This window comes from Hydrogenophaga sp. (assembly GCF_051860785.1).
In the GTDB taxonomy this organism is placed as follows: Bacteria; Pseudomonadota; Gammaproteobacteria; order Burkholderiales; family Burkholderiaceae_C; genus Hydrogenophaga.
Window position 1 is genome coordinate 182,413 of record NZ_JBIMLB010000006.1, and the last position, 26,807, is coordinate 209,219.

Sequence of the window (26,807 nt, forward strand, 5' to 3'; positions counted from 1 at the left end):
GGAGCCGGTGATGCAAGTCGTTGAAATCAGCGCTTACGGCGCACCCGAAGTCCTGCGCCTGGCCGAACGGCCGGTGCCGGTGGCGGGTGTCGGCGAACTGCTGATCCGCGTGAGCGCCTCGGGCGTGAACCGGCCCGACGTGCTGCAACGCACCGGCAACTATCCCGTGCCGCCAGGCGCTTCCGACATTCCCGGCCTCGAGGTGGCGGGCGTGATCGAATCGGGCGACCTCGCTGCCATGGTCGAGGCTGGGTTGAAGGTGGGTGACCGCGTGTGTGCACTGGTCGCGGGTGGTGGCTATGCGCAGTGGTGCGTCGCACCCGTGGGTCAATGCCTGCCCGTGCCGGCGGGGCTGGACGACGCCGCCGCCGCTTCGCTGCCCGAAACGTTCTTCACCGTCTGGAGCAATGTGTTCGACCGTGGGCGCCTGCAAGCTGGCGAGACCCTGTTGATCCAGGGTGGTACCAGCGGCATCGGTGTGACCGCGATCCAGATGGCCAAGGCCCTGGGCGCCCGCGTGATTGCCACGGCGGGCAGCGACGAAAAATGCGCCGCCTGCCTGCAACTCGGCGCGGATCACGCGATCAACTACCGGACGCAGGACTTCGTTGAAGAGGTTGCACGGCTGACCAGCAGGAAGGGCGTTGACGTCATTCTCGACATGGTGGCTGGTGCTTACGTGGCCCGCGAGATCGAATGCCTGGCCGAGGACGGCCGGCTGGTGATCATTGCGGTGCAAGGTGGCGTGAAATCTGAAATCCATGCCGGCCTGGTGCTGCGCCGACGCCTCACCATCACCGGTTCGACGCTGCGCCCGCGACCGGTGGCATTCAAGGCGGCGATTGCGCAGTCCTTGCGCAAGAACGTCTGGCCTTTGCTGGCCGACGGTCGTATCCGGCCGGTGATCCACCAGGTGTTCAAGGCTGGGGACGCCGCTGCGGCGCACACATTGATGGAATCCAACCAGCATGTCGGCAAGCTGGTGCTGAACTGGTCCTGACCCTGGATGCAGAGAGACAAAAGCGCATGAAAAAACTGATTGCAGGCAACTGGAAGATGAACGGCTCGCTGGCTGCCAACGAGGCGCTGGTCAAGGCCATGCTCGATGGCCTCGGTGCCGTGGCGCCGGCAGCCGACATGGCCTTGTGCGCCAGTTCGCCTTACCTGGTGCAGTTGCAGGGGTTGCTCCAGGGCAGTCCGATCGCGTGGGGCGCGCAGGATGTGTCTGCCCATGAACAGGGCGCCTACACCGGCGAGGTTTCGGCCGCCATGCTGCGCGACTTCGGTTGCCGCTACGCGATTGTGGGCCACTCCGAACGCCGGCAATACCACGCTGAGAGCGACGTGACCGTGGCCAACAAGGCGCAGCGCGCCCTGTCGGCGGGCATCACGCCCATCGTCTGCGTGGGTGAAACCCTGGCCGAGCGCGAAGCGGGGCAGACCGACCTCGTGGTCAAGCGCCAGCTGGCCGCCGTCATCCATGTGGTCGCACATTGCACCAGCGAGATTGTGGTGGCCTATGAACCCGTGTGGGCCATCGGCACCGGCAAGACCGCCACGCCTGAGCAGGCCCAGCAGGTGCACGCCGTGCTGCGCGCGCAGATTGCGGCAGCCACGCAGCACCCCGAGCGCGTGCACATCCTCTATGGCGGCAGCATGAATGCGGCGAATGCCGCCAGCCTGCTGGCACAACCCGATATCGACGGTGGACTGATTGGCGGCGCTTCGCTGAAAGCGGCCGACTTCCTCCAGATCGTGGGCGCAGCCCGTTAACCTTTTTCGTGTCTCGAGGACACGACCCACACAGTTTCCCCGGAGTAAAAAATGAACATCGTGTTGACCCTCTTGCTGGCGGTGCAGATCCTGTCGGCCCTGGCCATGATCGGCCTCATCCTCATGCAGCACGGCAAGGGTGCCGATGCGGGGGCTGCCTTTGGTGGTGGCGGCGCAGGATCGGCCAGCCTGTTCGGCGCATCGGGTGGTGCCAATTTCCTTTCGCGCTCCACCGCCGTGCTCGCCGCCGTGTTCCTGGGCTGCACATTGGGCCTGGCGTACTTCGGCAACCTGCGCACAGTTCCCACCGGTTCGGGCAGTGTGCTCGAAGGCGTGGTCGCTCCCGCGCAGCCTGCGGGTGCTGCACAGCAGATCCCGGGCAGCACGCCCGGTCTCGCGCCGGTTCCTGCACCTGCAGCATCCGGTGCGGCACCCCAGCCTGCCGCCGAAGGCGCGGCTCAGATTCCAGCCAAGTGAAACCGATGGTGACGCGTGCGCGATGAGCGGCGCGCGCCACCGAAAATCCCCTGCTGCGCTGCAAAAAGAGCAGTCGTTTCAGGGTAAACTCCATGGGTTGTCAGCAAGGCTCGCACTGTTCCTCGCGAGCCTGACAATGCAGACCCAGCCGACGTGGTGAAATTGGTAGACACGCTATCTTGAGGGGGTAGTGGCGAAAGCTGTGCGAGTTCGAGTCTCGCCGTCGGCACCAATCTTTGGCAACACGGTCCCACGCCGTGTCAGCGGAATCGACCAAGATGAGTCTCGAACAATACCTTCCCGTGCTTCTGTTCATCTTGGTGGGTATTGCCGTCGGGATCATCCCGCAGGTGCTTGGCTACATCCTGGGCCCCAACCTGCCGGACGCCGAGAAGAATTCCCCTTACGAATGCGGCTTCGAGGCCTTTGAAGACGCGCGCATGAAGTTCGACGTGCGCTATTACCTCGTCGCCATCCTTTTCATCCTGTTCGACCTGGAAATCGCGTTCCTCATCCCTTGGGCCGTGGCGTTTTCCGACATCGGTGCCACCGGTTTCCTCGCGGGCGTGGTCTTCCTCGTCATCCTCACCGTGGGTTTCGCCTACGAGTGGAAAAAGGGTGCGCTGGATTGGGAATGAACTCGATACATACAGGCGAATGCACCGGAGCGTTTCATGATTGAAGGCGTATTCAAGGAAGGTTTCGTCACCACCAGCTACGACTCGGTGGTGAACTGGGCCAAGACCGGCTCGCTGTGGCCCATGACCTTCGGTCTGGCCTGCTGCGCGGTCGAGATGATGCACGCGGCTGCGGCGCGCTACGACATCGGCCGCTTCGGCTCCGAGGTGTTTCGCGCCAGCCCGCGCCAGTCCGATCTGATGATCGTGGCCGGCACGCTGTGCAACAAGATGGCGCCCGCCCTGCGCAAGGTATACGACCAGATGGCCGAACCGCGCTGGGTGCTCTCCATGGGTTCTTGCGCCAACGGTGGCGGCTATTACCACTACAGCTATTCCGTGGTGCGCGGTTGCGACCGCATCGTGCCGGTGGATGTGTATGTGCCCGGCTGCCCGCCGACCGCCGAAGCGCTGCTGTACGGAATCATCCAGTTGCAGCAGAAGATCCGCCGCACCCAAACCATCGCCCGTGCCTGAGCGTTGCCGGCATTCGCTGTACGCCAGGGCATTGAAAGAACGTTCATGACCGACACCGCCATGACTCCCCACGCCGTTGAACCCGAAGCGCTGCAGGGCGCGTTGGGCAAGCTGCTCGGCGATCGCGCCCAGTCTCTGACCGTGGTGCGGGGAGAGCTCACGCTGACCGTGCGCGCCGCCGATTACTTCGCGGTGATGCAGACGCTTCGCGATGCGCCTGAGGCGCGCTTCGAGCAGCTCATCGACCTTTGCGGCATGGACTACCAGACCTATGGCGATGGTCGCTGGGAAGGCCAGCGCTTCGCGGCCGTGGTGCACCTGCTTTCGGTCGAGCACAACCACCGTGTGCGCGTGCGCGTGTTCTGCCCGGAAGACGATTTTCCGGTGCTCGATTCCGTCACGCCGTTGTGGGCAGCCGCCAACTGGTACGAGCGCGAGGCATTCGATCTCTACGGCATCGTGTTCGATGGTCATGATGATCTGCGCCGCATCCTCACCGACTACGGCTTCATCGGTCATCCCTTCCGCAAGGACTTCCCGCTGTCGGGCCACGTCGAAATGCGCTACGACGCCGAGCGCCAGCGCGTGATCTACGAGCCGGTGACGATCGAGCCACGCGAAATCACGCCGCGCATCATTCGCGAAGACAACTACGGCGGTCTGCACTGAACACAGCCATGGCAGAAATCAAGAACTACACCCTGAACTTCGGTCCGCAGCACCCGGCCGCGCACGGCGTGCTGCGTCTCGTGCTGGAGCTCGACGGCGAGGTCGTGCAGCGCGCCGACCCGCACATCGGTCTGTTGCACCGCGCCACCGAGAAGCTGGCCGAGCACAAGACCTACATCCAGTCGCTGCCGTACATGGACCGCCTGGACTACGTGTCCATGATGTGCAACGAGCACGCCTACTGCCTGGCCATCGAGAAGCTGCTCGGCATCGATGTCCCGGTGCGCGCGCAGTACATCCGTGTGATGTTCTCCGAGATCACGCGCATGCTCAACCACCTCATGTGGCTGGGCTCGCATGGCAACGATTGCGGCAGCTCCACCATCCTCATCTACGCGTTCCGCGAACGCGAGGACCTGTTCGACATGTACGAGGCGGTGTCGGGCGCGCGCATGCACGCGGCCTACTTCCGCCCCGGCGGCGTGTACCGCGATCTGCCCGACACCATGCCGCAGTATCGCGCGAGCAAGGTGCGCAACGCGCGTGGCGTGGCACAGCTCAACGAGAACCGTCAGGGCTCCCTGCTCGACTTCATCGAGGACTTCACGAAACGCTTCCCGACGTACCTCGCTGAATACCATACGCTGTTGACTGACAACCGCATCTGGAAGCAGCGCACGGTGGGAATCGGCGTGGTCACGCCCGAGCGTGCGCTCAACCTGGGCATGACCGGTCCCATGCTGCGCGGCTCCGGCATCGCCTGGGATCTGCGCAAGAAGCAGCCTTACGACGTCTACGACCAGGTCGCTTTCGACATTCCTGTGGGCAAGACCGGTGACTGCTACGACCGCTACCTTGTCCGCATGGAAGAGATGAAGCAGTCCAACGACATCATCCAGCAGTGCGTGAAGTGGCTGCGCGCCAACCCGGGCCCCGTGATCACCGACAACCACAAGGTGGCGGCTCCGGCGCGCGAGGCCATGAAGGCCAACATGGAAGAGCTGATCCACCATTTCAAGCTCTTCACCGAAGGTTTCCACGTGCCCGAAGGCGAGGCCTACGCGGCGGTCGAACACCCCAAGGGCGAGTTCGGTATCTACCTGGTGAGCGACGGCGCCAACAAGCCCTACCGTCTGAAGATCCGCGCCCCTGGTTTCGCGCACCTGGCCACCATGGACGAGATGGCGCGTGGCCACATGCTGGCCGACGCCGTGGCCATCATCGGCACCATGGACATCGTTTTCGGAGAGATCGATCGATGAGCACCGATACGCCCGTGTCCTTTTCAGAAGCCACGATCCAGCGCTTCGACCGCGAAGTCGCCAAGTACCCCGACGAGCAACGTCAGTCGGCCGTGATGGCTTGCCTGGCCGTCATCCAGCAGGAGCAGGGCCACGTGAGCCTCGCTGCCGAGGCGGCGCTGGCCGACTACCTGCGCATGGAGACGATCGCCGTGCACGAGGTGACGACCTTCTACAACATGTACAACCAGCAGCCGGTGGGCAAGTTCAAGCTCAACGTCTGCACCAACCTGCCATGCCAGCTGCGCGATGGCGCCCATGCCTTGCACCATCTCGAGCACAGGCTGGGTATCAGCATGGGCGAGACCACGGCCGATGGCATGTTCACGCTGCAACAAAGCGAATGCCTGGGCGCCTGCGCCGACTCGCCGGTGATGCTGGTCAACGACCGCCACATGTGCAGCTTCATGAGCAACGACAAGCTCGACCAGCTCATCGATGGCCTCAAATCGTCGATGCAGGCTTCGGAAGGACAGTCATGAACGCCGAGCAGATCCTCTCGCAGTTTCGCGCCACCGGCCTGCAGACCTGTTTCCATGGTCGGCACATCAATCCGCAGATCTACGCCGATCTCGACGGCAGCAACTGGTCGCTGAAAGACTACGTGGCGCGTGGCGGCTACCAGGCGCTGCGCAAGGTGCTGGGCCAGGACGGCTCGCCTCCCGTGGGTGATCCGCCGGTGGTCGGCCTGACGCAGGACCAGGTCATCGCGACCCTGAAGGAATCCGCATTGCGCGGCCGGGGTGGAGCGGGCTTTCCGACCGGCCTGAAGTGGAGCTTCATGCCGCGCCAGTTCCCGGGCCAGAAGTACCTGGTGTGCAACTCGGATGAGGGCGAACCCGGCACCTGCAAGGACCGCGACATCCTGATGTACAACCCGCACATCGTCATCGAGGGCATGGCGATTGCAGCCTACGCGATGGGTATCAGCGTGGGCTACAACTACATCCACGGCGAGATCTTCGAAGCCTACGACCGCTTCGAAGCCGCGCTCGAAGAGGCGCGCGCCGCGGGATACCTTGGTGACGGCATCATGGGCAGCGGGTTCAACTTCCAGTTGCACGCCGCGCATGGCTTTGGCGCCTACATCTGCGGCGAAGAGACCGCGCTGCTCGAATCGCTCGAAGGCAAGAAGGGCCAGCCGCGATTCAAGCCACCGTTCCCGGCCAGCTTCGGCCTCTACGGCAAGCCGACCACCATCAACAACACCGAAACCTTTGCGGCGGTCCCGTGGATCATCCGCAACGGCGGCGCGGCCTACCTCGCCTGCGGCAAGCCCAACAACGGTGGCACCAAGATCTATTCCGTCAGTGGCGACGTGGAACTGCCCGGCAACTACGAAGTGCCGCTGGGCACGCCATTCAGCAAGCTGCTCGAGCTCGCCGGTGGCGTGCGCAAGGGCCGCACGCTCAAGGCCGTGATCCCCGGCGGTTCGTCGGCTCCGGTGCTGCCTGCGCACATCATGATGGAGTGCACGATGGACTACGACTCCATCGCCAAGGCCGGTTCCATGCTGGGCTCGGGCGCGGTGATCGTGATGGACGATTCGCGCTGCATGGTCGAGTCGCTCAAGCGCCTGTCCTACTTCTACATGCACGAATCCTGCGGCCAGTGCACGCCCTGCCGTGAAGGTACCGGCTGGCTGTGGCGCATGGTCGACCGCATCGACCGTGGCCTGGGCAAGCCGGCCGACATGGCGCTGCTCGACAACGTGGCCGAGAACATCATGGGCCGCACCATCTGCGCCCTGGGCGACGCGGCGGCCATGCCGGTGCGCGCCATGATCAAACACTTCCGGCATGAGTTCGAGGCCAAGATCACGGCTGCTCAGACGCCCGCCAAGGCCGCTTAAGAGAAGACATTCCCATGGTTGAAATCGAACTCGACGGCAAGAAGGTGGAAGTGCCCCCGGGCAGCATGGTCATGCATGCGGCCGAAAAGGCGGGCACCTACATCCCGCATTTCTGCTACCACAAGAAACTGTCCATCGCGGCCAATTGCCGCATGTGCCTGGTCGACGTGGAGAAGGCGCCCAAGCCCATGCCGGCCTGCGCCACACCGGTCACGCAGGGCATGATCGTTCGCACCAAGAGCGACAAGGCGATCAAGGCGCAGCAGTCGGTGATGGAGTTCCTGCTGATCAACCATCCGCTGGACTGCCCCATCTGCGACCAGGGTGGCGAATGCCAGCTGCAGGATCTGGCCGTGGGCTATGGCGGTTCGGGTTCGCGCTACGAAGAAGAAAAGCGCGTGGTCTTCCACAAGGACGTGGGCCCACTCATCTCCATGGAGGAAATGAGCCGCTGCATCCACTGCACCCGCTGCGTTCGCTTTGGTCAGGAAGTGGCCGGCGTGATGGAGCTCGGCATGATCCACCGTGGCGAGCATTCGGAAATCACCACCGTGCTCGGCGAGACCGTGGATTCCGAACTCTCGGGCAACATGATCGACATCTGCCCGGTGGGTGCGCTGACCAGCAAGCCTTTCCGCTACAGCGCCCGCACCTGGGAGCTCTCGCGCCGCAAGAGCGTGAGTCCGCACGATGCCACCGGCGCCAACCTGATCGTGCAGGTGAAGAACCACCGCGTCATGCGCGTGCTGCCACTGGAAAATGAAGCCGTCAACGAATGCTGGATCGCCGACCGCGACCGCTTCTCCTACGAAGCCCTCAACGGCGAAGACCGGCTGACCTCGCCCATGCTCAAGCAGGGGGGCGAGTGGAAAACGGTGGACTGGCAGACCGCGCTCGAATACGTGGCCAACGGCCTCAAGCAGGTCAAGGCCGAGCACGGCGCCGGTGCCATCGGCTTGCTGGCCAGTCCCCACAGCACGCTGGAAGAACTGGCACTGGCCGGCGCCCTGGTGCGCGGCCTGGGCAGCCAGAACATCGACGCGCGCCTGCGCCATGCCGACTTTGCCAACGCCGCGCCTGCGAACTCGGCGCGCTGGCTGGGCATGCCCATTGCCTCGTTGTCCACGCTCCAACGCGTGCTGGTGGTTGGCTCGAACCTGCGCAAGGACCATCCGCTGTTCGCGCAGCGCATCCGCCAGGCTCAGCGCAAGGGTGCGCAGGTGAGCGTGCTGAACGCGGGGGCGCAGGACTGGGCCATGCCGCTGAAGAACACGGTGCTGGCCGACAGCGCGGACTGGGTGTCGGCACTGGCGGGCATCGCTGCTGCCGTGGCCGCCGAATCCGGCGCGTCCGCTCCCGTGAATGCCGAGGTGACCGATGACCATCGCGCGGTGGCGAAGTCGCTGCTGGGCGGCGAGCGCAAGGCGGTCCTGCTGGGCAATGCCGCCGCTCACCACGAGAAAGCTTCGAGCCTGCTGGCACTGGCAAACTGGATCGCGCAGCAGACCGGTGCCACCGTGGGCTACCTCACCGAGGCGGCCAACACCGTGGGCGCGCAACTGGTGGGTGCGCTGCCGGGGCAGGGCGGTCTGAACGCCGGCCGCATGCTCGCTGGTGGCCTCAAGGTCGCGATCCTGCTGAACACCGAGCCGGCGCACGACGCCGCCGCAGGCGCATCGGGCCTGGGCAAGGCCGGCATGGTCGTCACCCTCAGCCCGTTCAAGACCAACATGGACGTGAGCGACGTGCTGTTGCCGATCGCGCCGTTCACCGAAACCTCGGGCTCCTTCGTCAACGCTGAAGGCCGCTTGCAAAGTTTCCACGCCGTGGTGCGGCCCCTGGGTGAAACGCGTCCGGCCTGGAAGGTCCTGCGCGTGCTGGGCAATCTGCTGGACCTCCCGGGATTCGACGCCGATTCCTCGCAGGCCGTGCTGGCGAGCGCCTTGCCTGGCGTGGCCTCGGGCGCGCTGGTGGATGCCGCCCGCTTGAACAACGCCAGCAGCGCCGCCATCGACTCCGTGCCAGCCGCCGCAGAACCCTGCGTGGCCTCCATCTACCAACTCGACGGCCTGGTGCGCCGCGCCACCTCGCTGCAACTCACCGCCGATGCGCGGGCCGCCCTTGCCGTGGAAGGAGCCACCGCGTGATCGATGCCTTTTACAACGGCGGCCTGGGCCTGATTGCCGCCCCCTGGTGGACCACCGCCGCCTGGCCCGTGATCTGGAACCTGATCAAGATCGTGGCTGTGCTCGCGCCGCTGATGGGCGCCGTCGCTTACCTCACGCTGTGGGAGCGCAAGCTGCTGGGCTGGATCCAGGTGCGCCACGGACCCAACCGCGTGGGCCCCATGGGCCTGCTGCAGCCGATCGCCGATGCGGTCAAGCTGCTGACCAAGGAGCTGATCCGTCCTAGCGCCGCCAGCAACGGCCTGTTCCGCCTGGGCCCGGTCATGGCCATCATGCCGGCGCTGGCCGCCTGGGTGGCGATTCCTTTCGGTCCCGAGGCGATCATCGCCAACGTGAACGCCGGCCTGCTGGTGATCCTGGCCATCACCTCCATCGAGGTCTACGGCGTGATCATCGCCGGCTGGGCTTCCAACTCCAAATACGCCTTCCTGGGCGCACTGCGCGCCTCGGCCCAGATGGTGAGCTACGAAATCGCCATCGGCTTCTGCTTCCTGGTGGTGGTGATGACCGCGGGCAGCCTGCACCTGGGTGAGATCGTGGCTTCGCAGTCGCGTGGCATGGCCGCCGACGTGGGCCTGAATTTCCTCTCGTGGAACTGGCTGCCGTTGCTGCCGATCTTCGTGGTCTATGTGATCTCCGGCGTGGCCGAGACCAACCGCCACCCGTTTGACGTGGTGGAGGGCGAGGCCGAGATCGTGGCCGGCCACATGGTCGAGTACTCGGGCATGGGCTTCGCCATCTTCTTCCTGGCCGAATACGCCAGCATGTGGCTGGTCTCCGTGCTGGCCGTGCTCATGTTCCTGGGTGGCTGGCTCTCGCCGATCGACCACGCCTTGTTCAACTGGGTCCCCGGCTGGATCTGGCTGGGCATCAAGACCTGTGTCGTGGTTTCCATGTTCATCTGGATCCGCGCCACCTTCCCGCGCTTCCGATACGACCAGATCATGCGTCTGGGCTGGAAGATCTTCATTCCCGTCACGCTCATCTACCTGCTGCTGGTCGGCGCGTTGATGCAGACCTCGTGGAACCTCTGGAAATAAGAGGGCGAATGACCATGTCCACCACCACCGCCCACCCCGTCGCCGCACCCGCTGTCGTGGCGCCGTTCTCGTTCCGCGATTTCCTCAACAGCTTCCTGCTCGTGGAACTGTTCAAGGGCATGGCCCTGACTGGCCGCTACGCCTTCAAGCGCAAGATCACGGTGCAGTTCCCCGAAGAGAAGACGCCGCTGTCGCCCCGTTTCCGTGGTTTGCACGCGCTGCGCCGCTACGAAAACGGTGAAGAGCGCTGCATCGCCTGCAAGCTCTGCGAAGCCGTCTGCCCGGCGATGGCCATCACCATCGAATCCGATGTGCGGGACGATGGTTCGCGCCGCACCACGCGCTACGACATCGACCTGACCAAGTGCATCTTCTGCGGCTTCTGCGAGGAAAGCTGTCCGGTCGATTCCATCGTCGAGACGCACATCTTCGAGTACCACGGCGAGAAGCGCGGCGATCTCTATTTCACGAAGGAAATGCTGCTGGCCGTGGGCGACCGCTACGAGACCGAAATTGCCGCTGCCCGCGCCGCCGATGCGCCCTACCGCTGATCTTCGCTGACCCCCGGCACCCGATTTCAAGACCCACGCCATGGATTACCAGACCGGCTTCTTCTACCTCTTCGCGGCGGTGCTGCTGTTCGCAGCCTACCGCGTGGTCACCGCGCGCAACCCGGTGCACGCCGTGCTGTACCTCATGCTGGCGTTCTCGCAGGCCGCTGCGCTGTGGCTGCTGCTCAAGGCCGAGTTCCTCGGCATCACGCTGGTGCTTGTCTACCTGGGTGCGGTGATGGTGCTGTTCCTGTTCGTGGTGATGATGCTCGACATCAACATCGACTCGGTGCGCAAGGGCTTCTGGAAGAACTTCCCGCTCGCCGCCATCCTGGGTGGGCTCGTGGCGGCCGAACTCATGGTCGTGCTGTGGGCCGGTTTCCCCACGCTGTCCGAAAGTCCCGATGCCGCCGGTTTCGGCGTGAACGCGGCCAACTACTCCAACACCCGTGAACTCGGCCTGATGCTCTACACCGAGTACCTCTACCCAGTGGAAGTGGCCGCCGTGATCCTGCTGGTGGCGATGATCGCCGCCATCGCGCTCACGCTGCGCCAGCGCAAGGACAGCAAGGCCATCAACCCCGCCCTGCAGGTGCACGTGCGCGCCAGCGACCGGCTGGTGGTGGTGCCGATGGCCGCCACCCAGAAGGCGCCACCCGCCGCCGCAGACAACGCCGCCACCGAGGAGGGCAAGGCATGACGCTCACCAGCCTGACCCTGGGTCACTTCCTTTCGCTCGGCGCGATCCTGTTCGCGCTCTCCGTCGTCGGCATCTTCCTCAACCGCAAGAACCTCATCGTCCTGCTCATGGCGATCGAGCTGATGCTGCTTGCCGTCAACATGAACTTCGTGGCCTTCTCCCACTACCTGGGCGACATGCATGGCCAGGTGTTCGTGTTCTTCATCCTGACCGTGGCCGCCGCCGAGTCGGCCATCGGCCTGGCCATTCTGGTGCTGCTGTTCCGCAACAAGTCGTCGATCAGCGTCGAAGAACTCAACACCCTCAAGGGTTGAGGCCAGGGCCAATCCATACGCGAACTCAGGCAAGAAACCCATGAGCACCACCCTCTCCGCAAGCACCCTGCTCGCCGTCCCCCTGGCCCCGCTGGTGGGTGCCGCACTGGCCGGCATCCTGGGCACCACCTTCGGTGGCAACGTCATCGGTCGTCGCGCCTCGCACACCCTCACCATCCTGGGCGTGCTGATCGCCTTCATCCTCTCCGCTTCCACCCTCAAGAGCGTGGCGATCGATGGTGCCCGCTTCAACGAAACGCTCTACACCTGGATGGTGGTGGGCGGCCTGAAGATGGAGATCGGCTTCCTGGTCGATGGCCTCACCGCCATGATGATGGTGGTGGTCACCTTCGTCTCGCTCATGGTGCACCTCTACACCATCGGCTACATGGAAGAGGACGAAGGCTACAACCGCTTCTTCGCCTACATCTCGCTGTTCACCTTCTCCATGCTCATGCTGGTCATGAGCAACAACCTGCTGCAGTTGTTCTTCGGCTGGGAAGCGGTGGGCCTGGTGTCGTACCTGCTGATCGGTTTCTGGTTCAACAAGCCGACCGCGATCTTCGCCAACATGAAGGCCTTCCTGGTCAACCGCGTGGGCGATTTCGGTTTCATCCTCGGTATCGGCCTCATCGTGGCCTATGCCGGCACCATGAACTACACCGAGGTGTTTGCCAAGGCCCCTGAGCTCGGCAAGCTGGGCTTCCCCGGCACCGACTGGCTGCTGATCACCGTGATCTGCGTCTGCCTGTTCATCGGCGCCATGGGCAAGAGCGCGCAGTTCCCGTTGCACGTGTGGCTGCCCGACTCCATGGAGGGTCCCACGCCCATCTCTGCGCTGATCCACGCGGCCACCATGGTGACCGCAGGCATCTTCATGGTCGCGCGCATGTCGCCGCTGTTCGAACTCTCGGACACCGCGCTCAACTTCATCATGATCATCGGCGCCATCACGGCGCTGTTCATGGGCTTCCTGGGCATCATCCAGAACGACATCAAGCGCGTGGTGGCGTACTCCACGCTGTCCCAGCTCGGCTACATGACGGTCGCCCTCGGCGCCTCGGCCTACTCGGTGGCGGTGTTCCACCTCATGACCCACGCCTTCTTCAAGGCGCTGCTGTTCCTCGCGGCCGGCTCGGTCATCATGGGCCTGCACCACAACCAGGATATCCGCTGGATGGGCGGCGTGCGCAAGTACATGCCCATCACCTGGATCACCTCGCTGCTGGGCACCCTGGCCCTGATCGGCACACCGCTGTTCGCCGGCTTCTACTCCAAGGACAGCATCATCGAGGCGGTGCACTTCAGCAACCTGCCGGCCTCGGGCTTTGCCTACTTCGCGGTGCTGGCTGGCGTGTTCGTCACGTCGTTCTATTCCTTCCGCCTGTACTTCCTGGTCTTTCACGGCAAGGAACGCTACGACCAGAACCCCGATGCCCACCATGACGACCATGGGCATCACGACGACCATGGCCACGGGCACGGCGATGGCAAGCCACACGAGTCGCCCTGGGTGGTAACCGTGCCCTTGCTGCTGCTGGCCATTCCTTCCGTGGTCATCGGCTTCATGACGATCCAGCCGATGCTGTTCGGCGAATTCCTGAAGGACGCGATCTTCATCAACGCCGAGGCCCACCCGGCCATGACGAAGTTCGCCGAGATCTTCCATGGCCCCTTGTCCATGGCTGCTCACGGCTTCTTCACACCGCCCCTGTACCTGGCCCTGGCTGGCGCGGTGAGTGCCTGGTACATGTACCTCATCAATCCGAAGGTGCCTGCCGCCATCGGCCGCGCCTTGCGCCCGATCGTGGTGGTGCTGGAGAACAAGTACTACATGGACTGGTTCAACGAAAACGTGCTGGCCAAGGCGGCGCGCGGGCTCGGCATCGGCCTGTGGAAGGGCGGCGATCGCGGCGTGATCGAAGGTGGCGTGGTCAACGCCAGCTGGAAGCTGGTGGGCCTGGTCTCCGCGGTGGTGCGCCGTGCACAGACCGGCTACCTCTACCACTACGCGCTCCTGATGATCGTGGGCGTGTTGCTGTTCATGACGTATTTCGTGTGGCTCGCCAAATAAGAAGAGGAAGAAAAAGATGGGTTTGCTGAGCCTTGCAATCTGGACACCGATCTTCTTCGGCGTCGTGCTGCTCGCCCTGGGCCGCGACGAACAGGCCCCCATGGTGCGCTGGGTCGCCCTGATCGGGGCCATCGCCGGCCTGGTCGTCACGGTGCCGCTCTACAGCGGTTTCCAGCTCGGCACGGCAGCCATGCAGTTCGTGGAGCGCGGCGTCTGGATCGAGCGCTTCAACGTGAACTACCACCTCGGCGTGGACGGCATCTCGCTGTGGCTGGTGCTGCTCACCGCCTTCATCAACGTGGTGGTCGTCGTGGCCAGCTGGGAGTCGATCACTTCGCGCGTGAACCAGTACATGGGTGCGTTCCTGATCCTCTCCGGCCTGATGATCGGTGTGTTCAGCGCGCAGGACGCCATGCTGTTCTACGTCTTCTTCGAAGCCACGCTGATCCCGATGTACCTCATCATCGGCATCTGGGGTGGCCCGAACAAGATCTACGCGGCGTTCAAGTTCTTCCTCTACACGCTGATGGGCTCGCTGCTCATGCTGGTGGCGCTCATCTACCTGTACACGCAGGCCGGTGGCAGCTTCGCGCTCGCCGACTGGTACAAGCTGCCGCTGGGCGGCACCGAACAGACGCTGCTGTTCTTTGCGTTCTTCGCCGCCTTCGCGGTCAAGGTGCCGATGTGGCCGGTGCACACCTGGCTGCCCGATGTGCACGTGGAAGCCCCCACCGGTGGCTCGGCCGTGCTGGCCGCCATCATGCTCAAGCTGGGTGCCTACGGCTTCCTGCGCTTCTCGCTGCCCATCCTGCCCGACGCCTCGCACGAATGGGCCTGGCTCATGATCACGCTGTCGCTGATCGCGGTGATCTACGTCGGCCTGGTCGCCATGGTTCAGCAGGACATGAAGAAGCTGGTGGCCTATTCGTCGGTGGCCCACATGGGCTTCGTCACGCTCGGCTTCTTCGTCTTCAGCGACCTGGGCGTTTCGGGCGCCATCGTGCAGATGATCGCGCACGGCTTTGTCTCGGCCGCCATGTTCCTGGGCATCGGCGTGCTGTACGACCGCGTGCATTCCCGCGAGATCGCCGACTACGGCGGCGTGGTCAACACCATGCCCAAATTCGCAGCGTTTGCGCTGCTGTTCACCATGGCCAATTGCGGTCTGCCGGGCACGGCGGGTTTTGTGGGCGAGTGGATGGTGATCCTCGCCGCCGTCAAGGCCAACTTCTGGATCGGGCTGCTGGCCGCGTCTGCGCTGATCTTCGGCGCCGCGTATTCGCTGTGGATGTACAAGCGCGTCTACCTTGGCGCCGTTGGCAACGACAACGTGAAGGCGCTGGTCGACATCAACGCGCGCGAATTCCTCGTGCTCGGGGTGCTGGCACTGGCGGTTCTCTACATGGGTGTGTATCCCAAGCCTTTCACCGATGTGATGGACGCCTCCGTGGCCGAGCTGCTGCGCCACGTGGCCATTTCCAAACTGAACTGAGCCCGCCGGCCAAGCCATACAAGAGAACGCTCACATGATTGACAAGCTCAGCTGGGTTGCGGCCTACCCTGAAATTCTTCTGCTGACCATGGCCTGCGTGATCGCACTGGTCGACCTGGCGGTGAAGACGCCACTGCGCGGCGTGACCTACTTTCTGACGCTGCTGACGCTGGCCGTCATCGCGGTGCTGCTCGGCATGTCCGCCAGCACTGGCAAGACCGTCTACGGCTTCGGCGGCATGATCGTCAGCGACCCCATGGGCAACTGGCTCAAGTGTTTTGCCTCCATCGCCATGATGGTCACGCTGGTGTACGGGCGCGGCTATGCGGGCCAGCGCGACATGCTGCGCGGTGGCGAGCTGTTCAGCCTGGGCATGCTTGCGCTGCTGGGCATGTTCGTCATGATCTCGGGCCACAACTTCCTGGTGATCTACCTCGGCCTGGAACTGCTGACGCTTTCCAGCTACGCCCTGGTCGCGCTGCGCCGCGACGATGCGCAGGCCACCGAAGCGGCCATGAAGTACTTCGTGCTGGGTGCGCTGGCCAGCGGCTTCCTGCTGTACGGCCTGTCCATGGTCTACGGTGCCACGGGTTCGCTGAACCTGACCGAGGTGATGCTGACCATCGCCGGTGGCGACGACATGCTCAAGGGTTCGCCGCAGGTGCTCACGCTCGGCCTCGTGTTCGTGGTCGCCGGCCTGGCGTTCAAGCTCGGCGTGGTGCCTTTCCACATGTGGGTGCCCGACGTCTACCACGGTGCGCCCACGGCCATCACCCTCATGATCGGCGGTGCACCCAAGCTGGCGGCATTCGCCATCGTCATCCGCCTGCTGGTCGAAGGCCTGCAACCGCTGGCGGTGGACTGGCAGCAGATGCTGGCCGTGCTGGCGGTCATGTCGCTGCTGGTGGGCAACCTGGCTGCCATCGCGCAGACCAACCTCAAGCGCATGCTGGCTTTCTCCACCATCGCGCAGATGGGCTTCATGCTGCTGGGTCTTCTGGCTGGCGTGGTGCAAGGCGCCGACGGTGTGGACACCGGCAACATGGTCAACGCCTACGGATCGTCCATGTTCTACGTCATCACCTACGTGCTCACCACACTGGGCACCTTCGGCGTGATCCTGCTGCTCTCGCGCAGCGGCTTCGAGTCGGAGAACGTGAGCGATCTGGCCGGTCTGAACCAGCGCAGCCCGCTGTATGCCGGCGTCATGGCCGTCTGCATGTTCTCGCTGGCCGGTGTGCCGCCGCTGGTGGGCTTCTACGCCAAGCTCGCGGTGCTGCAGGCCTTGCTGGCTTCTTCGGGCGCGTTCTACGTCGGCCTGGCGGTGTTCGCCGTGATCATGTCGCTGATCGGCGCCTTCTACTACCTGCGTCTGGTCAAGGTGATGTATTTCGATGCGCCCACCCAGACCGCCGGCATCGAAGCCGGTGCCGATGCACGCTCGGTGCTCTCGCTCAACGGCGCCCTGGTGCTGGTCCTCGGCATCCTGCCGGGCGGCCTCATGACACTCTGTGCCCAGGCCGTGGGCGAGCTCCTTCGCTGAGTCGAGCGCGTGCGCGGCGATGAACTCGCCGGCGCGTGCCAGCTCACACGTTCATGACGCACACCCTTTCCGTATCGCTCGTGTTGCTGGCTGCATTCATTGCGGCCAACCTGCCGTTCATCAACGAGCGCTGGCTCGCCGTGTGGCCGCGTCGTGCACCCAAGACACTCTGGATGCGCGTGGCCGAGCTGGTGGTCTTGTATTTCCTGGTGGGCGCGCTGGGCCTGGCTCTGGAGCAGAGGGCCGGGCAGATTGCGCCGCAAGGCTGGGAGTTCTACGCCACCACCGGTTCACTGTTCCTCACACTGGCCTTTCCCGGTTTCGTGTACCGCTACCTCTATCGCCGGCGCGGATGAAATCCAACGACGACCAGCACCTGCGCGAGACACCGCTGGCGCGCACCGAACTCCTGAAGGGGCACTTCCTGCACGTGGTGCGCGATACGGTTCGCCTGCCCAATGGCGACGAAGCGACCCGCGAATTCGTGATGCATCCCGGTGCGGTGATGATCATTGGCCTGCTTGACGATGGGCGCGTGGTGCTGGAACGCCAGTTCCGCCACCCCATGCAGGCGGTGATGATCGAGCTCCCCGCCGGCAAGCTTGACGCAGGCGAGGAAAGCCTGCTCTGCGCGCAGCGCGAGCTGCTGGAGGAAACCGGCTACCGCGCCACCGAATGGGCATTTGCCGGCCGGCTCGCGCCCACCATTGCCTATTCCGATGAGCTCATCGACATCTGGTTTGCGCGTGGCCTCACGCTGGGCGAGCGCAGGCTCGACGAAGGGGAGTTCCTGGATGTGTTTACCGCCACGCCGGCTGAACTGCAAGCCTGGTGCTTCACCGGTGAAGTGATCGACTGCAAGACCCTGATCGGTTCCATGTGGCTGCAGAATGTGCTGCGTGGCGAATGGGCATTGTCGTGGCGTGGCGCGGACGCGCCACCCGATGCCGCAGAATCTGCGCCATGAAGGTCCTCAACCTCCAATGCGCACACCAGCACGAGTTCGAAGGCTGGTTCGGTTCTGAAGACGACTTCACGAGCCAGCTCGCCCGTGGTCTGGTGACGTGTCCGCTGTGCGGCGATGCGCACATCGAGAAAAAGCTCTCGGCACCGCGCCTGAACCTGCGCACGACGCGCGGCGAGGACAGCGCCTCTTCGACGACTGCGGTGGCGCTCAGCAACCACGCCGCCCCCAACCCCGAACTGGCCGAGCTTCAGGCGCGCATGCTCGCAGCGCTGCGCGAGGTGGTGTCGAACACCGAGGACGTGGGCGAACGCTTCGCCGAAGAAGCCCGCGCCATGCACCATGGCGAGAAGGAACACCGCCAGATCCGGGGGCAGGCCAGCGCGCAGGAAGCGATGGAGCTGATCGAGGAGGGCATCGAGGTCATGCCGCTGCCGATGCTGCCCGGTATCAAAGACAGGTTGCAGTAGGGAGCACCCCCCTGCGCCGCTGGCGCGGCTTCCCCCCTCTCTGGCGCGCCTGCGGCGCTTGGAGGGGGGACGATGCCTGTGGCCCGGCGAAGCCGGTTCCACGGCATCTCTGGACGCAGGCACGCGCTCCGGAGAGAGGGTGTGTTCTCAAGAGACAGCGAGGGTCCGGCTCCGCCGGCCCAAGCTGTCGTCCCCCCTCCAAGCGCCGACAGGCGCGCCAGAGAGGGGGGAAGCCGCGCAGCGGCGCAGGGGGGTGTTACGGATACAGACCTCGGAGGTCGCGCGCGTGCAGGATGCGCTTGCAGGCCACGATGAAGGTGGCCGTGCGCAGGCTCACCTTGTTCTCGTCGGCCACCTGCCACACGGCGGCGAACGCGTCCTTCATGATCTTGACCAGGCGCGCGTTGATCTCGTCCTCGCTCCAGAAGAAGCTGGAGAAGTCCTGCACCCATTCGAAGTAGCTCACCGTCACGCCGCCGGCGTTGGCGATCACGTCGGGCAGCACCAGCACGTTGCGCTCGTGCAGGATGTCGTCTGCCTGTGGGGTGGTGGGACCGTTGGCGCCTTCAATGACCATGCGGGCCTGGATGCGGCCGGCATTGGCTTCGGTGATCTGCGATTCCAGCGCAGCCGGGATGAGGATGTCGCACGGCACACCCCAGAAGGCGTCGTTGGCGATCACTTCGGCACCGGCGAAACCGGCCACTGAGCCCACCTGCGCCACGTGAGCGAGCAGGGCCGGCACGTCCAGGCCGGCTTCGCGGTAGATGGTGCCACCGTGATCCTGCACCGCCACCACCCTGGCGCCGGCCTCGGCGAACAGCTTGCCTGCCACGCCACCCACGTTGCCGAAGCCTTGCACGGCCACGCGCGCGGTGGACACGTCCAGCCCGATGCGGCGGGCGGCCTCCACGCCCACGGTGAAGACGCCGCGCCCGGTGGCTTCGCGCCGGCCGAGCGAGCCGCCCAGGTCCACCGGCTTGCCGGTCACCACGCCGGTGGCGGTCGAGCCCTCGTTCATGGAGTAGGTGTCCATCATCCACGCCATCACCTGCTCATTGGTGTTCACGTCCGGCGCCGGGATGTCCTTGGTGGGGCCGATGATGATGCCGATCTCGCTGGTGTAGCGGCGCGTGACGCGCTCGAGCTCGCCGATGGTGAGCTGGCGCGGATCCACGCGGATGCCGCCCTTGGCGCCGCCGTAAGGCACGTTGACCGCCGCGTTCTTGATCGACATCCAGGCCGAGAGCGCCATCACTTCGGAGAGCGTCACGTCCTGGTGGAAACGCACGCCGCCCTTGCCAGGCCCGCGCGAGGTGTTGTGCTGCACGCGGTAGCCCTCGAAGTGCGCCACCGAACCGTTGTCCAGGTGGATCGGCACGTCGACGATCAGCGTGCGCTTGGGGCGCTTGAGGGTGTCGACCCAGCGGGCCAGCGAGCCCAGGTAAGGCGTGACGCGGTCCACCTGCTGGAGATAGACGCCCCAGGGACCGAGGTGTTTCGGATCCAGGTAGGAGGGCAGGGCCTGCGTAAAAACGGCCGGGGCGCTGCTGGCGCCACCGGCCTGGGGATGCGATGCTTGTGACATGTTGCGGGATTCCTTTTTGGGGTGTGTTGGCGCATGCGATGAGCCAGTCCGCAAGCTTACGGAGCCGCCCCCGAACTGTCCAAGGCCGGGATGCCATTTGGTCATGCACTTCATGCATGACCCTGGCGGTCCGCCCCTAAGCGTTGAATTGCAAGGCCGCCAACCCCGCGTACACGCCGCCCTGAGCAACGAGTTCCGCGTGCGTACCCTGTTCCACCAGCTTTCCGTGGTCCAGCACCACGATGTGGTCGGCCTGCTGCACGGTCGCCAGCCGGTGGGCGATCACCAGCGTGGTGCGGTCCTTCATGGCCGACTCCAGCGCGGCCTGCACCATGCGCTCGCTCTGCGCATCCAGCGCACTGGTGGCTTCGTCGAGCAGCAGCAATGGCGGGTTCTTCAGCATGGCGCGTGCAATGGCGATGCGCTGACGCTGACCGCCCGAGAGGCGCACGCCGCGTTCGCCCAGGAACGTGTCGTAGCCCTCGGGCAACTGGTCGATGAACTCATCGGCGAACGCCGCTCTGGCGGCCGCGCGCACCTCGTCGTCGCTGGCGCCTGGCTTGCCGTAGCGGATGTTCTCCATCGCGCTGCTGGAGAAGATCACCGGGTCCTGCGGCACGATGCCCACGCGTGCGCGCAGCTCGTGCAGGCTCATCTCATCGATCGCCACGCCGTCCAGGCGGATGCTGCCGCGCGCTGGGTCGTAGTAGCGCAGCAGCAGGCCGAACACCGTGCTCTTGCCTGCGCCGCTGGGTCCCACCAGTGCCACGGTCTGACCCGGGCGCACCGACAGGCTGAAATCGGACAGTGCCGCCTGGGCCGGGCGCGATGGGTAGTGGAAGTTGATGTGGTCGAACTCCAGCGCGCTGCCACCCACCGGTTGTGGCGCCTGCAGCGGGCGTGCTGGCGACTGCACGGGGGACTCCATCGCCAGCAGCTCCATCAGGCGCTCGCTCGCGCCCGCCGCGCGCAGCAGGTCGCCATACACCTCGCCCAGCACCGCCACCGCGCTGGCGAGAATGATCACGTACAGCACCGTCTGTCCCAGGTGCCCCGGGCTGATGGTGCCGGCCAGCACCGCCTGCGTGCCCTGGTACAGGCCCCACAGCAGCAGGCCCGCTGTGCTGATGATGATGAATGCCACCAGCACGGAGCGCGCCCGTGTGCGGCGTATCGCCGTCTCGAAGGCAAACTGCGTGGACGCGGCGAAGCGCGTGGCCTCGCGGTCTTCGGCCGTGTAGCTCTGCACGATGGGAATCGCGTTGAGCACCTCGGCGGCGATCGCGCTGGAGTCGGCCACGCGGTCCTGGCTGGCGCGCGAGAGCTTGCGCACGCGCCGGCCAAACCACATGCTCGGCAGCACCACCAGCACCAGGATCAGCAGCACCTGCGTCATCACGTACGGGTTGGTCCACACCAGCATCACCAGCGCGCCGATGCCCATGACCCCGTTGCGCAAGCCCATGGAGAGCGAAGAACCCACCACCGTCTGCACCAGCGTGGTGTCGGTGGTCAGGCGCGAAAGCACTTCACCCGTCTGCGTGGTCTCGAAGAACTGCGGACTCTGCCGCAGCACATGGCTGTACACCGCGTTGCGCAGGTCGGCGGTGACGCGCTCGCCCAGCCAGCTCACCAGATAGAAGCGAACGGCCGAGAAGATGCCGAGCGCCACCGCCACGCCGAACAGCGCCGCGAAGTGCCCGCGCAGGGCCATGGCCTGCTCGCCGCGCCCGGCCGGTGCCAGGCCGCTGTCAATCAGGTAGCGAAGTGCCAGTGGAAATGCCAGCGTGGCCACGGCCGCGAGCACCAGGAACAGCAGCGCCAGCGCGACCTGCAACCGGTAGGGGCGGATGAAAGGGCGAAGTCCGCCCAGCGAGGTGGGGGAGGAGCCTTTGGGGCGGTCGGCGGGTGTGTTGTCGGGCATGGCGAGAGTGTGCCGGGTTTCGGTGCTGCACGGATTCAGCCGCCAAGCACCCCCAGCGCGAACGGCAGGCTCACCACGCCCAGCAGCGTCGACAGCGTGACGAGGCTGGCCACATAGGGACCGTTGTAGCCCATGCGCGCGGCCAGCACATAGCAGCTCGATGCCGTGGGCACGGCAGAGAACATGAGCAGGATGGTGGTCTGCGTCGGGTCCAGGCGGAACAATTTCGCCAGACCGAAGGCGAAGAGCGGCATGCCCAGGTGTTTCACCGCCAGCACCAGACCGCCCAGCAGTTTGGCACTCGCCAGCATGCCGAACTGCATGCCGGCACCCGCCGCCATGAGGCCCAGAGCCAGCGAGGCCTGGCCGATGCGGTTCACCGTGGGTTCGAGCCACACCGGCATCTGGAAACCCAGCAGATTGGCCACCAGGCCCGACAGGGTGCCGATGATCAGTGGGTTGCGCGCCAGTTCGCGCACGAACCCCTTGTTGGCGTGCCGCGCCATGGGCCACACCGCGCCCACGTTGAACAGCGGCACGCACACGCCGATCAGCACCGCGATCATCAGCAGGCCCGGCGCGCCAGCCACCTTGTCGGCCAGCGCCAGGGCAATGAAGGAGTTGAAGCGGAAGCCCACCTGCGCGCTCGCCGCGTGCAAGCGCACGTCGAGCCGCTGGCCGATCCAGGGCCAGTGCGGCAGCGAATAGGACAAGGCGATGCCGCACACGCCGAGCGTGATGCCCGCGCCCATGAGGCTGGACGCCTGACCCAGATCGAGCGGACTCTTGACAATGCTGTGGAACAGCAGCACCGGGAACAGGAAGTAGTAAACCAGGCTCTCAACCTGCTCCCAGACCTTGCGGTTGAGGGCGGTGAAGCGACAGACCAGATAGCCGCAAAGGATGAGCGAGAAGTCGGGGAAGAGGAGTTGTGCAAAATTCACCGCGCGAGCATAGCGCGCCGGGCATGGGATTTGCGGGTAATTACTTATGTAGTCACCCCATGGTCATGCCTTCCCATGCCGACTACAGTGCAGGGCGCTTTTCATTTTTCACAGCAAGGAGTACACGTTATGGTTTCTCGTCGTCAGATGGTTGCACTTGGCCTCGCCACCGCTTCGGTGGCTGGCGTCGGCACCGCCTGGGCCCAGGCCTACCCCAACAAGGTCATTCGCCTGCAAGTGCCGTTCGCGCCCGGTGGCACCACCGACATCATTGCGCGTGTCATGTCCGAGCCCCTGGCCAAGAGCCTGGGCCAGAGCGTGGTGGTCGAGAACAAGGCCGGCGGCGGCGGCGTGATCGGCGCCACCGAACTGGCCCGCTCGCCGGCCGACGGCTACATCATCGGCATGGCCACGGTGTCCACCACGGCAGCCAACCCGGCGATCAACGACAAGATCCCCTACAACACGCTGACCGACTTCACGCCCATCATCAACATCGCGGCCACGCCCAACGTGATCGCGGTGCACCCCAGCTTCCCGGCCAAGGACTACAAGGCCTTCGTGGCCGAACTCAAGAAGAACCCGGGCAAGTACACCTACGCCAGCTCCGGCACCGGCGGCATCGGCCACCTGCAGACCGAGCTGTTCAAGAGCCTCACGGGCATCTTCATGACGCACATTCCCTACCGGGGTGCAGGTCCGGCCCTGAACGACACCGTGGGTGGTCAGGTGCCCATCATCTTTGACAACCTGCCTTCCGCGCTGCCCTTCATCAAGTCCGGCCGCCTGGTGCCGCTGGTGGTGGCCGCACCCCAGCGTCTGGCGGTGCTGCCCGACGTGCCCACCTTCAAGGAAGTGGGCCTGGAGGCCGTGAACCGCATGGCCTACTACGGCCTCATCGGTCCCAAGGGCCTGCCGCAGGACGTGGTGGACAAGCTCGCCAACGCCACCAAGCAGGCGCTGAACGACCCCGCCGTGCGCAAGCGCGTGGAAGACACCGGCTCGCTCATCGTGGCCAACACGCCCGCCGAGTTCACCGCCCAGATCAAGGCCGAGTTCGAGGTCTACAAGGAAGTGGTCGTCAAGCAGAAGCTCAAGCTGGACTGATGAACCCACAGGAAGCCCTGGCAACGGCCAGCGAAGGCCTTGCCGGGGCTTTTGTCGACAGCCTCTGGCTGGAAGAGGGCCTGTCCAGGAACACCCTCGACGCCTACCGGCGCGACCTCGTGCTGCTCGGGCAGTGGCTGGCGCAGCACGGCAAGACCCTGCCCCAGACCACCGAGGCCGATCTCAACGCCTATTTCAGCGAACGCCACGCCCAGACCCGCGCCACAACGGCCAACCGGCGGCTCACGGTGTTCAAGCGCTACTTCCGCTGGGCGCTGCGCGAACGGCAGATCACCACCGATCCCACCCTGCGGCTGTCACCCGCACGCCAGCCGCTGCGTGTGCCCAAGACGCTCTCGGAAGCGCAGGTGGAAGCCCTGTTGAACGCGCCCGACGTGGGCACGCCGCTGGGCCTGCGCGACCGCTGCATGCTCGAACTCATCTACGCCAGTGGCCTGCGCGTGAGCGAGCTCGTCACGCTCAAGACCTGGCACGTGGGCATGAACGAACACGTGTTGCGCATCACCGGCAAGGGCAACAAGGAACGCCTTGTGCCCTTCGGCGAGGTGGCTGGCCAGTGGTTGCAGCGCTACCTGGCGCAAGGCCGGGGAGAGATATTGGGCGGCTTGCAGAGCGAAGACCTGTTCGTCACCGCACGCGGCTCGCGCGCGGGCGAAGCCATGACGCGCGCCATGTTCTGGCAACTGGTGAAGAAGTACGCCGCGCAGGCCGGCATCACCTCGCCGCTGTCACCCCACACGCTGCGCCATGCGTTTGCCACCCACCTGCTCAACCACGGCGCCGATCTGCGCGCGGTGCAGATGTTGCTGGGCCACGCCGACATCTCCACCACCACGATCTACACGCACGTAGCGCGCGAACGCCTCAAGACCATCGTGGCGCAGCACCATCCGCGGGGTTAGCCGCAGGCCGTAGCGCAGGCCTTACTTCTTTCCCCAGAGCTGCTCGAGGCGTGCGTCTCTTCCGCAACTCGTGCGGTAGTACTTGTACCGAATGGGATTCTTGAGGTAGTAGTCCTGGTGGTAGTCCTCTGCCGCGTAGAACGGGCCGGCCGCCACGATCTCGGTGACGATGGGTTCCTTGAATGGCTTGGACTTTTCCAGCGCCGCGAGCGACTTCCTGGCCGCGGCCATCTGCGCCGCATCGTGCGTGAAGATGGCCGTTCGGTAGGGGCTGCCCACATCGCAGAACTGGCGGTCCTTCGTGGTGGGGTCGATGGTGCGCCAGAACTTTTCCACCAGCGCCTCGTAGCTCATTTTCGCGGGGTCGAACACGATCTCGACAGCCTCCGCGTGCCCGGTGCTCTTGTTCGATACCTGCTGGTAGGTGGGGTTGGCCACGGTGCCGCCGATGTAGCCCGAGGTGGTGGAGATCACGCCCGGCACCTTGTCGAAGTCGGCCTCCACGCACCAGAAACAGCCACCCGCAAAGGTGGCCTTGGCGGTAGTGGCCTGTGCATGGGCCGGCGCGGCCAGCACCCAGGCCAGAGGCAGCAGAACCGCTGCGAGCCAGCGATGCGCCTTCACGCGGCCGCTGGCGCAAAACGCAGCGCCACCCCGTTGTTGCAATAGCGCTTGCCACTGGGCCTGGGGCCGTCGTTGAACACATGACCTTGGTGGCCATCGCATCGGATGCAGTGGTATTCGGTGCGCGGCAGGATCATCTTGTAGTCCGTCTTGGTGCCCAGCGCATTCGGCAGTGGTGTGTGAAAACTCGGCCAGCCGGTGCCGCTTTCGTACTTCGTTTCAGACGAGAACAGGGGCAGATCGCAACCCGCGCAGTGGTAGGTGCCCTTGCGCTTCTCGGCGTTCAGCGCGCTGCTGCCGGGACGTTCTGTGCCTTCCTCACGCAATACGTCGAACTGTGCCGGGCTCAGGCGCTTCTTCCATTCGGCGGCGGAGAGCTTCCACGGGTCGGACGCGGCCAGCGCGCTGGCCACGGGGGCAACGGCCTGGGAACCCAGGCCGAGGAGCGAGAGCAGTTTCATGGTGTGGCGGCGGTTCATGGTGGGTAGAGGTCTCATTTGGATGAGTCGGGCCGAAATGAAAAACCTTACAGCGGCTTGAGCACCATGCCCACCACCAGGCCCGTGGCGGTGACCGTGATAGCGCCTGGTTGCATGCCCATGTTGTCCAGCGGAGCCAGGTCCTTGGGTTCCAGGCGGTGCAGCACCACCTCTTTCAGCAATTCGTCGCCCAGCGTGGGTGCGTAGGTGTTGAGCAGCGCCACCACGCTGGGTTGCAGGCTCGGGAAGTTCAGCTTCGACAGGCGCAACTGGTGCGCACGCAAGGTGCGGTCGCTGGCCTCATAGCGCAGGCCGAAGTCCACCTCGAAACTGCCCTGGTGGCTGCGGTTGAGCGCCGGGCCCGCCGCTTCCACCGGCATCTCGGCCCGCAAGCGGTTTTCAGCAGGCAGCATGGTCAGCTTTGGCGTCTGCACCTCCAGGTTCAGCAGCCCCTGCACCGGATAACGCCGGGGAAACCGCTGCCCAATCGCTTCCTGCATCTGGGCGGTGGAAACGCGGTAGCCGGCGGGTTGGGCGTTGGGTGAGTCGGCTTCCGCGGCCAGCAACACGCCGGGCGCCAAGGTGAGCGCGGTCCCGAAACCCAGGGTGTGGATGAGGAGAGTTCTGCGTTGCATAGGCCGGTTGGAGGGCATTCTGC

Annotated in this window: 28 protein-coding genes and 1 tRNA gene; 23 read left to right on the forward strand and 6 right to left on the reverse strand. The window is 64.9% G+C overall.

From position 1 onward, the window contains the following. Positions 1 to 10 precede the first annotated feature (10 nt). The 21 genes from ACTIF6_RS10820 to ACTIF6_RS10920 all read left to right on the forward strand — a co-directional run bounded on the left by ACTIF6_RS10820 (position 11) and on the right by ACTIF6_RS10920 (position 18,560). A complete protein-coding gene (locus tag ACTIF6_RS10820; RefSeq protein ID WP_439587982.1) occupies positions 11 to 1,000 on the forward strand; it encodes an NAD(P)H-quinone oxidoreductase in 990 nt (329 codons plus the stop codon). Between the two features lie 26 nt (positions 1,001 to 1,026). Next, positions 1,027 to 1,773 carry a triose-phosphate isomerase gene (gene tpiA, locus ACTIF6_RS10825; RefSeq protein WP_439587983.1) on the forward strand — a complete coding sequence of 249 codons (747 nt, stop codon included), beginning with the start codon at positions 1,027 to 1,029 and terminating at the stop codon, positions 1,771 to 1,773. A gap of 51 nt (positions 1,774 to 1,824) precedes the next feature. Beyond that, positions 1,825 to 2,250 carry a preprotein translocase subunit SecG gene (gene secG, locus ACTIF6_RS10830; RefSeq protein ID WP_439587984.1) on the forward strand — a complete coding sequence of 142 codons (426 nt, stop codon included), beginning with the start codon at positions 1,825 to 1,827 and terminating at the stop codon, positions 2,248 to 2,250. Positions 2,251 to 2,397: 147 nt separating this feature from the next. Next, a tRNA-Leu gene (locus ACTIF6_RS10835) sits at positions 2,398 to 2,482 on the forward strand. Between the two features lie 46 nt (positions 2,483 to 2,528). Further along, a complete protein-coding gene (locus ACTIF6_RS10840; protein WP_439587985.1) occupies positions 2,529 to 2,888 on the forward strand; it encodes an NADH-quinone oxidoreductase subunit A in 360 nt (119 codons plus the stop codon). Between the two features lie 36 nt (positions 2,889 to 2,924). After that, the gene (locus ACTIF6_RS10845) at positions 2,925 to 3,404 is read left to right on the forward strand and encodes a NuoB/complex I 20 kDa subunit family protein (protein WP_056273769.1); all 480 of its coding nucleotides are present in this window, start codon (positions 2,925 to 2,927) and stop codon (positions 3,402 to 3,404) included. A gap of 60 nt (positions 3,405 to 3,464) precedes the next feature. Next, positions 3,465 to 4,073, forward strand: a complete 609-nt coding sequence (locus tag ACTIF6_RS10850) for an NADH-quinone oxidoreductase subunit C (RefSeq protein ID WP_439588035.1) — start codon at positions 3,465 to 3,467, stop codon at positions 4,071 to 4,073. 8 nt (positions 4,074 to 4,081) lie between these two features. Beyond that, the gene (locus ACTIF6_RS10855; protein WP_439587986.1) at positions 4,082 to 5,335 is read left to right on the forward strand and encodes an NADH-quinone oxidoreductase subunit D; all 1,254 of its coding nucleotides are present in this window, start codon (positions 4,082 to 4,084) and stop codon (positions 5,333 to 5,335) included. Continuing rightward, on the forward strand, positions 5,332 to 5,856 hold the full coding sequence (nuoE, locus tag ACTIF6_RS10860) for an NADH-quinone oxidoreductase subunit NuoE (RefSeq protein ID WP_439587987.1): 525 nt from the start codon (positions 5,332 to 5,334) through the stop codon (positions 5,854 to 5,856). Before ACTIF6_RS10855 ends, nuoE begins: the two co-directional genes overlap by 4 nt. Then, positions 5,853 to 7,226, forward strand: a complete 1,374-nt coding sequence (gene nuoF, locus ACTIF6_RS10865) for an NADH-quinone oxidoreductase subunit NuoF (RefSeq protein WP_439587988.1) — start codon at positions 5,853 to 5,855, stop codon at positions 7,224 to 7,226. Before nuoE ends, nuoF begins: the two co-directional genes overlap by 4 nt. 14 nt (positions 7,227 to 7,240) lie before the next feature. Next, positions 7,241 to 9,373 (forward strand): NADH-quinone oxidoreductase subunit NuoG, encoded by a 2,133-nt coding sequence (gene nuoG, locus ACTIF6_RS10870; RefSeq protein ID WP_439587989.1) that lies wholly within the window; start codon positions 7,241 to 7,243, stop codon positions 9,371 to 9,373. Further along, entirely contained in the window at positions 9,370 to 10,452 is a 1,083-nt protein-coding gene (gene nuoH, locus ACTIF6_RS10875) for an NADH-quinone oxidoreductase subunit NuoH (RefSeq protein WP_439587990.1), read from the forward strand. Before nuoG ends, nuoH begins: the two co-directional genes overlap by 4 nt. An 8-nt stretch (positions 10,453 to 10,460) precedes the next feature. Then, on the forward strand, positions 10,461 to 11,003 hold the full coding sequence (nuoI, locus tag ACTIF6_RS10880) for an NADH-quinone oxidoreductase subunit NuoI (RefSeq protein ID WP_439587991.1): 543 nt from the start codon (positions 10,461 to 10,463) through the stop codon (positions 11,001 to 11,003). Positions 11,004 to 11,043: 40 nt separating this feature from the next. Then, the gene (locus ACTIF6_RS10885) at positions 11,044 to 11,703 is read left to right on the forward strand and encodes an NADH-quinone oxidoreductase subunit J (RefSeq protein ID WP_439587992.1); all 660 of its coding nucleotides are present in this window, start codon (positions 11,044 to 11,046) and stop codon (positions 11,701 to 11,703) included. Further along, entirely contained in the window at positions 11,700 to 12,017 is a 318-nt protein-coding gene (nuoK, locus tag ACTIF6_RS10890; protein ID WP_439587993.1) for an NADH-quinone oxidoreductase subunit NuoK, read from the forward strand. The genes ACTIF6_RS10885 and nuoK overlap by 4 nt, the downstream gene beginning before the upstream one ends. 40 nt (positions 12,018 to 12,057) lie before the next feature. Beyond that, positions 12,058 to 14,091, forward strand: coding sequence for an NADH-quinone oxidoreductase subunit L (gene nuoL, locus ACTIF6_RS10895; RefSeq protein WP_439587994.1), 2,034 nt, complete (start codon positions 12,058 to 12,060; stop codon positions 14,089 to 14,091). 16 nt (positions 14,092 to 14,107) lie between these two features. After that, a complete protein-coding gene (locus tag ACTIF6_RS10900; protein ID WP_439587995.1) occupies positions 14,108 to 15,583 on the forward strand; it encodes an NADH-quinone oxidoreductase subunit M in 1,476 nt (491 codons plus the stop codon). Between the two features lie 34 nt (positions 15,584 to 15,617). Then, a complete protein-coding gene (nuoN, locus tag ACTIF6_RS10905; RefSeq protein ID WP_439587996.1) occupies positions 15,618 to 17,126 on the forward strand; it encodes an NADH-quinone oxidoreductase subunit NuoN in 1,509 nt (502 codons plus the stop codon). A gap of 53 nt (positions 17,127 to 17,179) precedes the next feature. Further along, positions 17,180 to 17,482: a DUF2818 family protein gene (locus ACTIF6_RS10910; protein WP_439587997.1), complete on the forward strand. Its 303-nt coding sequence runs from the start codon at positions 17,180 to 17,182 to the stop codon at positions 17,480 to 17,482. Further along, positions 17,479 to 18,093 (forward strand): NUDIX domain-containing protein, encoded by a 615-nt coding sequence (locus ACTIF6_RS10915; RefSeq protein ID WP_439587998.1) that lies wholly within the window; start codon positions 17,479 to 17,481, stop codon positions 18,091 to 18,093. The genes ACTIF6_RS10910 and ACTIF6_RS10915 overlap by 4 nt, the downstream gene beginning before the upstream one ends. Continuing rightward, positions 18,090 to 18,560: a DUF1178 family protein gene (locus ACTIF6_RS10920; RefSeq protein ID WP_439587999.1), complete on the forward strand. Its 471-nt coding sequence runs from the start codon at positions 18,090 to 18,092 to the stop codon at positions 18,558 to 18,560. Before ACTIF6_RS10915 ends, ACTIF6_RS10920 begins: the two co-directional genes overlap by 4 nt. 256 nt (positions 18,561 to 18,816) lie before the next feature. Here the strand turns inward: ACTIF6_RS10920 and ACTIF6_RS10925 are convergent, their stop codons facing one another. The 3 genes from ACTIF6_RS10925 to ACTIF6_RS10935 form a co-directional block, all read right to left on the reverse strand. Next, positions 18,817 to 20,148, reverse strand: coding sequence for a Glu/Leu/Phe/Val family dehydrogenase (locus tag ACTIF6_RS10925; RefSeq protein ID WP_439588000.1), 1,332 nt, complete (start codon positions 20,146 to 20,148; stop codon positions 18,817 to 18,819). A gap of 136 nt (positions 20,149 to 20,284) precedes the next feature. Continuing rightward, positions 20,285 to 22,072 (reverse strand): ABC transporter transmembrane domain-containing protein, encoded by a 1,788-nt coding sequence (locus ACTIF6_RS10930; RefSeq protein ID WP_439588001.1) that lies wholly within the window; start codon positions 22,070 to 22,072, stop codon positions 20,285 to 20,287. A 35-nt stretch (positions 22,073 to 22,107) separates the two neighbouring features. Further along, the gene (locus ACTIF6_RS10935) at positions 22,108 to 23,016 is read right to left on the reverse strand and encodes an AEC family transporter (protein ID WP_439588002.1); all 909 of its coding nucleotides are present in this window, start codon (positions 23,014 to 23,016) and stop codon (positions 22,108 to 22,110) included. Positions 23,017 to 23,145: 129 nt separating this feature from the next. Here ACTIF6_RS10935 and ACTIF6_RS10940 point away from each other — a divergent pair, with 129 nt between their 5' ends. Together ACTIF6_RS10940 and xerD are read left to right on the forward strand one after the other, a co-directional pair. Continuing rightward, positions 23,146 to 24,123 (forward strand): tripartite tricarboxylate transporter substrate binding protein BugE, encoded by a 978-nt coding sequence (locus ACTIF6_RS10940; protein ID WP_439588003.1) that lies wholly within the window; start codon positions 23,146 to 23,148, stop codon positions 24,121 to 24,123. Then, on the forward strand, positions 24,123 to 25,046 hold the full coding sequence (xerD, locus tag ACTIF6_RS10945; RefSeq protein WP_439588004.1) for a site-specific tyrosine recombinase XerD: 924 nt from the start codon (positions 24,123 to 24,125) through the stop codon (positions 25,044 to 25,046). Before ACTIF6_RS10940 ends, xerD begins: the two co-directional genes overlap by 1 nt. Positions 25,047 to 25,067: 21 nt before the next feature. Here the strand turns inward: xerD and msrA are convergent, their stop codons facing one another. The 3 genes from msrA to ACTIF6_RS10960 are packed head-to-tail and all read right to left on the reverse strand — an operon-like array spanning position 25,068 to position 26,784. After that, positions 25,068 to 25,712, reverse strand: a complete 645-nt coding sequence (gene msrA / locus ACTIF6_RS10950; RefSeq protein WP_439588005.1) for a peptide-methionine (S)-S-oxide reductase MsrA — start codon at positions 25,710 to 25,712, stop codon at positions 25,068 to 25,070. Then, the gene (msrB, locus tag ACTIF6_RS10955) at positions 25,667 to 26,149 is read right to left on the reverse strand and encodes a peptide-methionine (R)-S-oxide reductase MsrB (protein WP_439588006.1); all 483 of its coding nucleotides are present in this window, start codon (positions 26,147 to 26,149) and stop codon (positions 25,667 to 25,669) included. Before msrB ends, msrA begins: the two co-directional genes overlap by 46 nt. Positions 26,150 to 26,196: 47 nt before the next feature. Beyond that, a complete protein-coding gene (locus ACTIF6_RS10960) occupies positions 26,197 to 26,784 on the reverse strand; it encodes a DUF1439 domain-containing protein (RefSeq protein WP_439588007.1) in 588 nt (195 codons plus the stop codon). Positions 26,785 to 26,807: the final 23 nt, after the last annotated feature.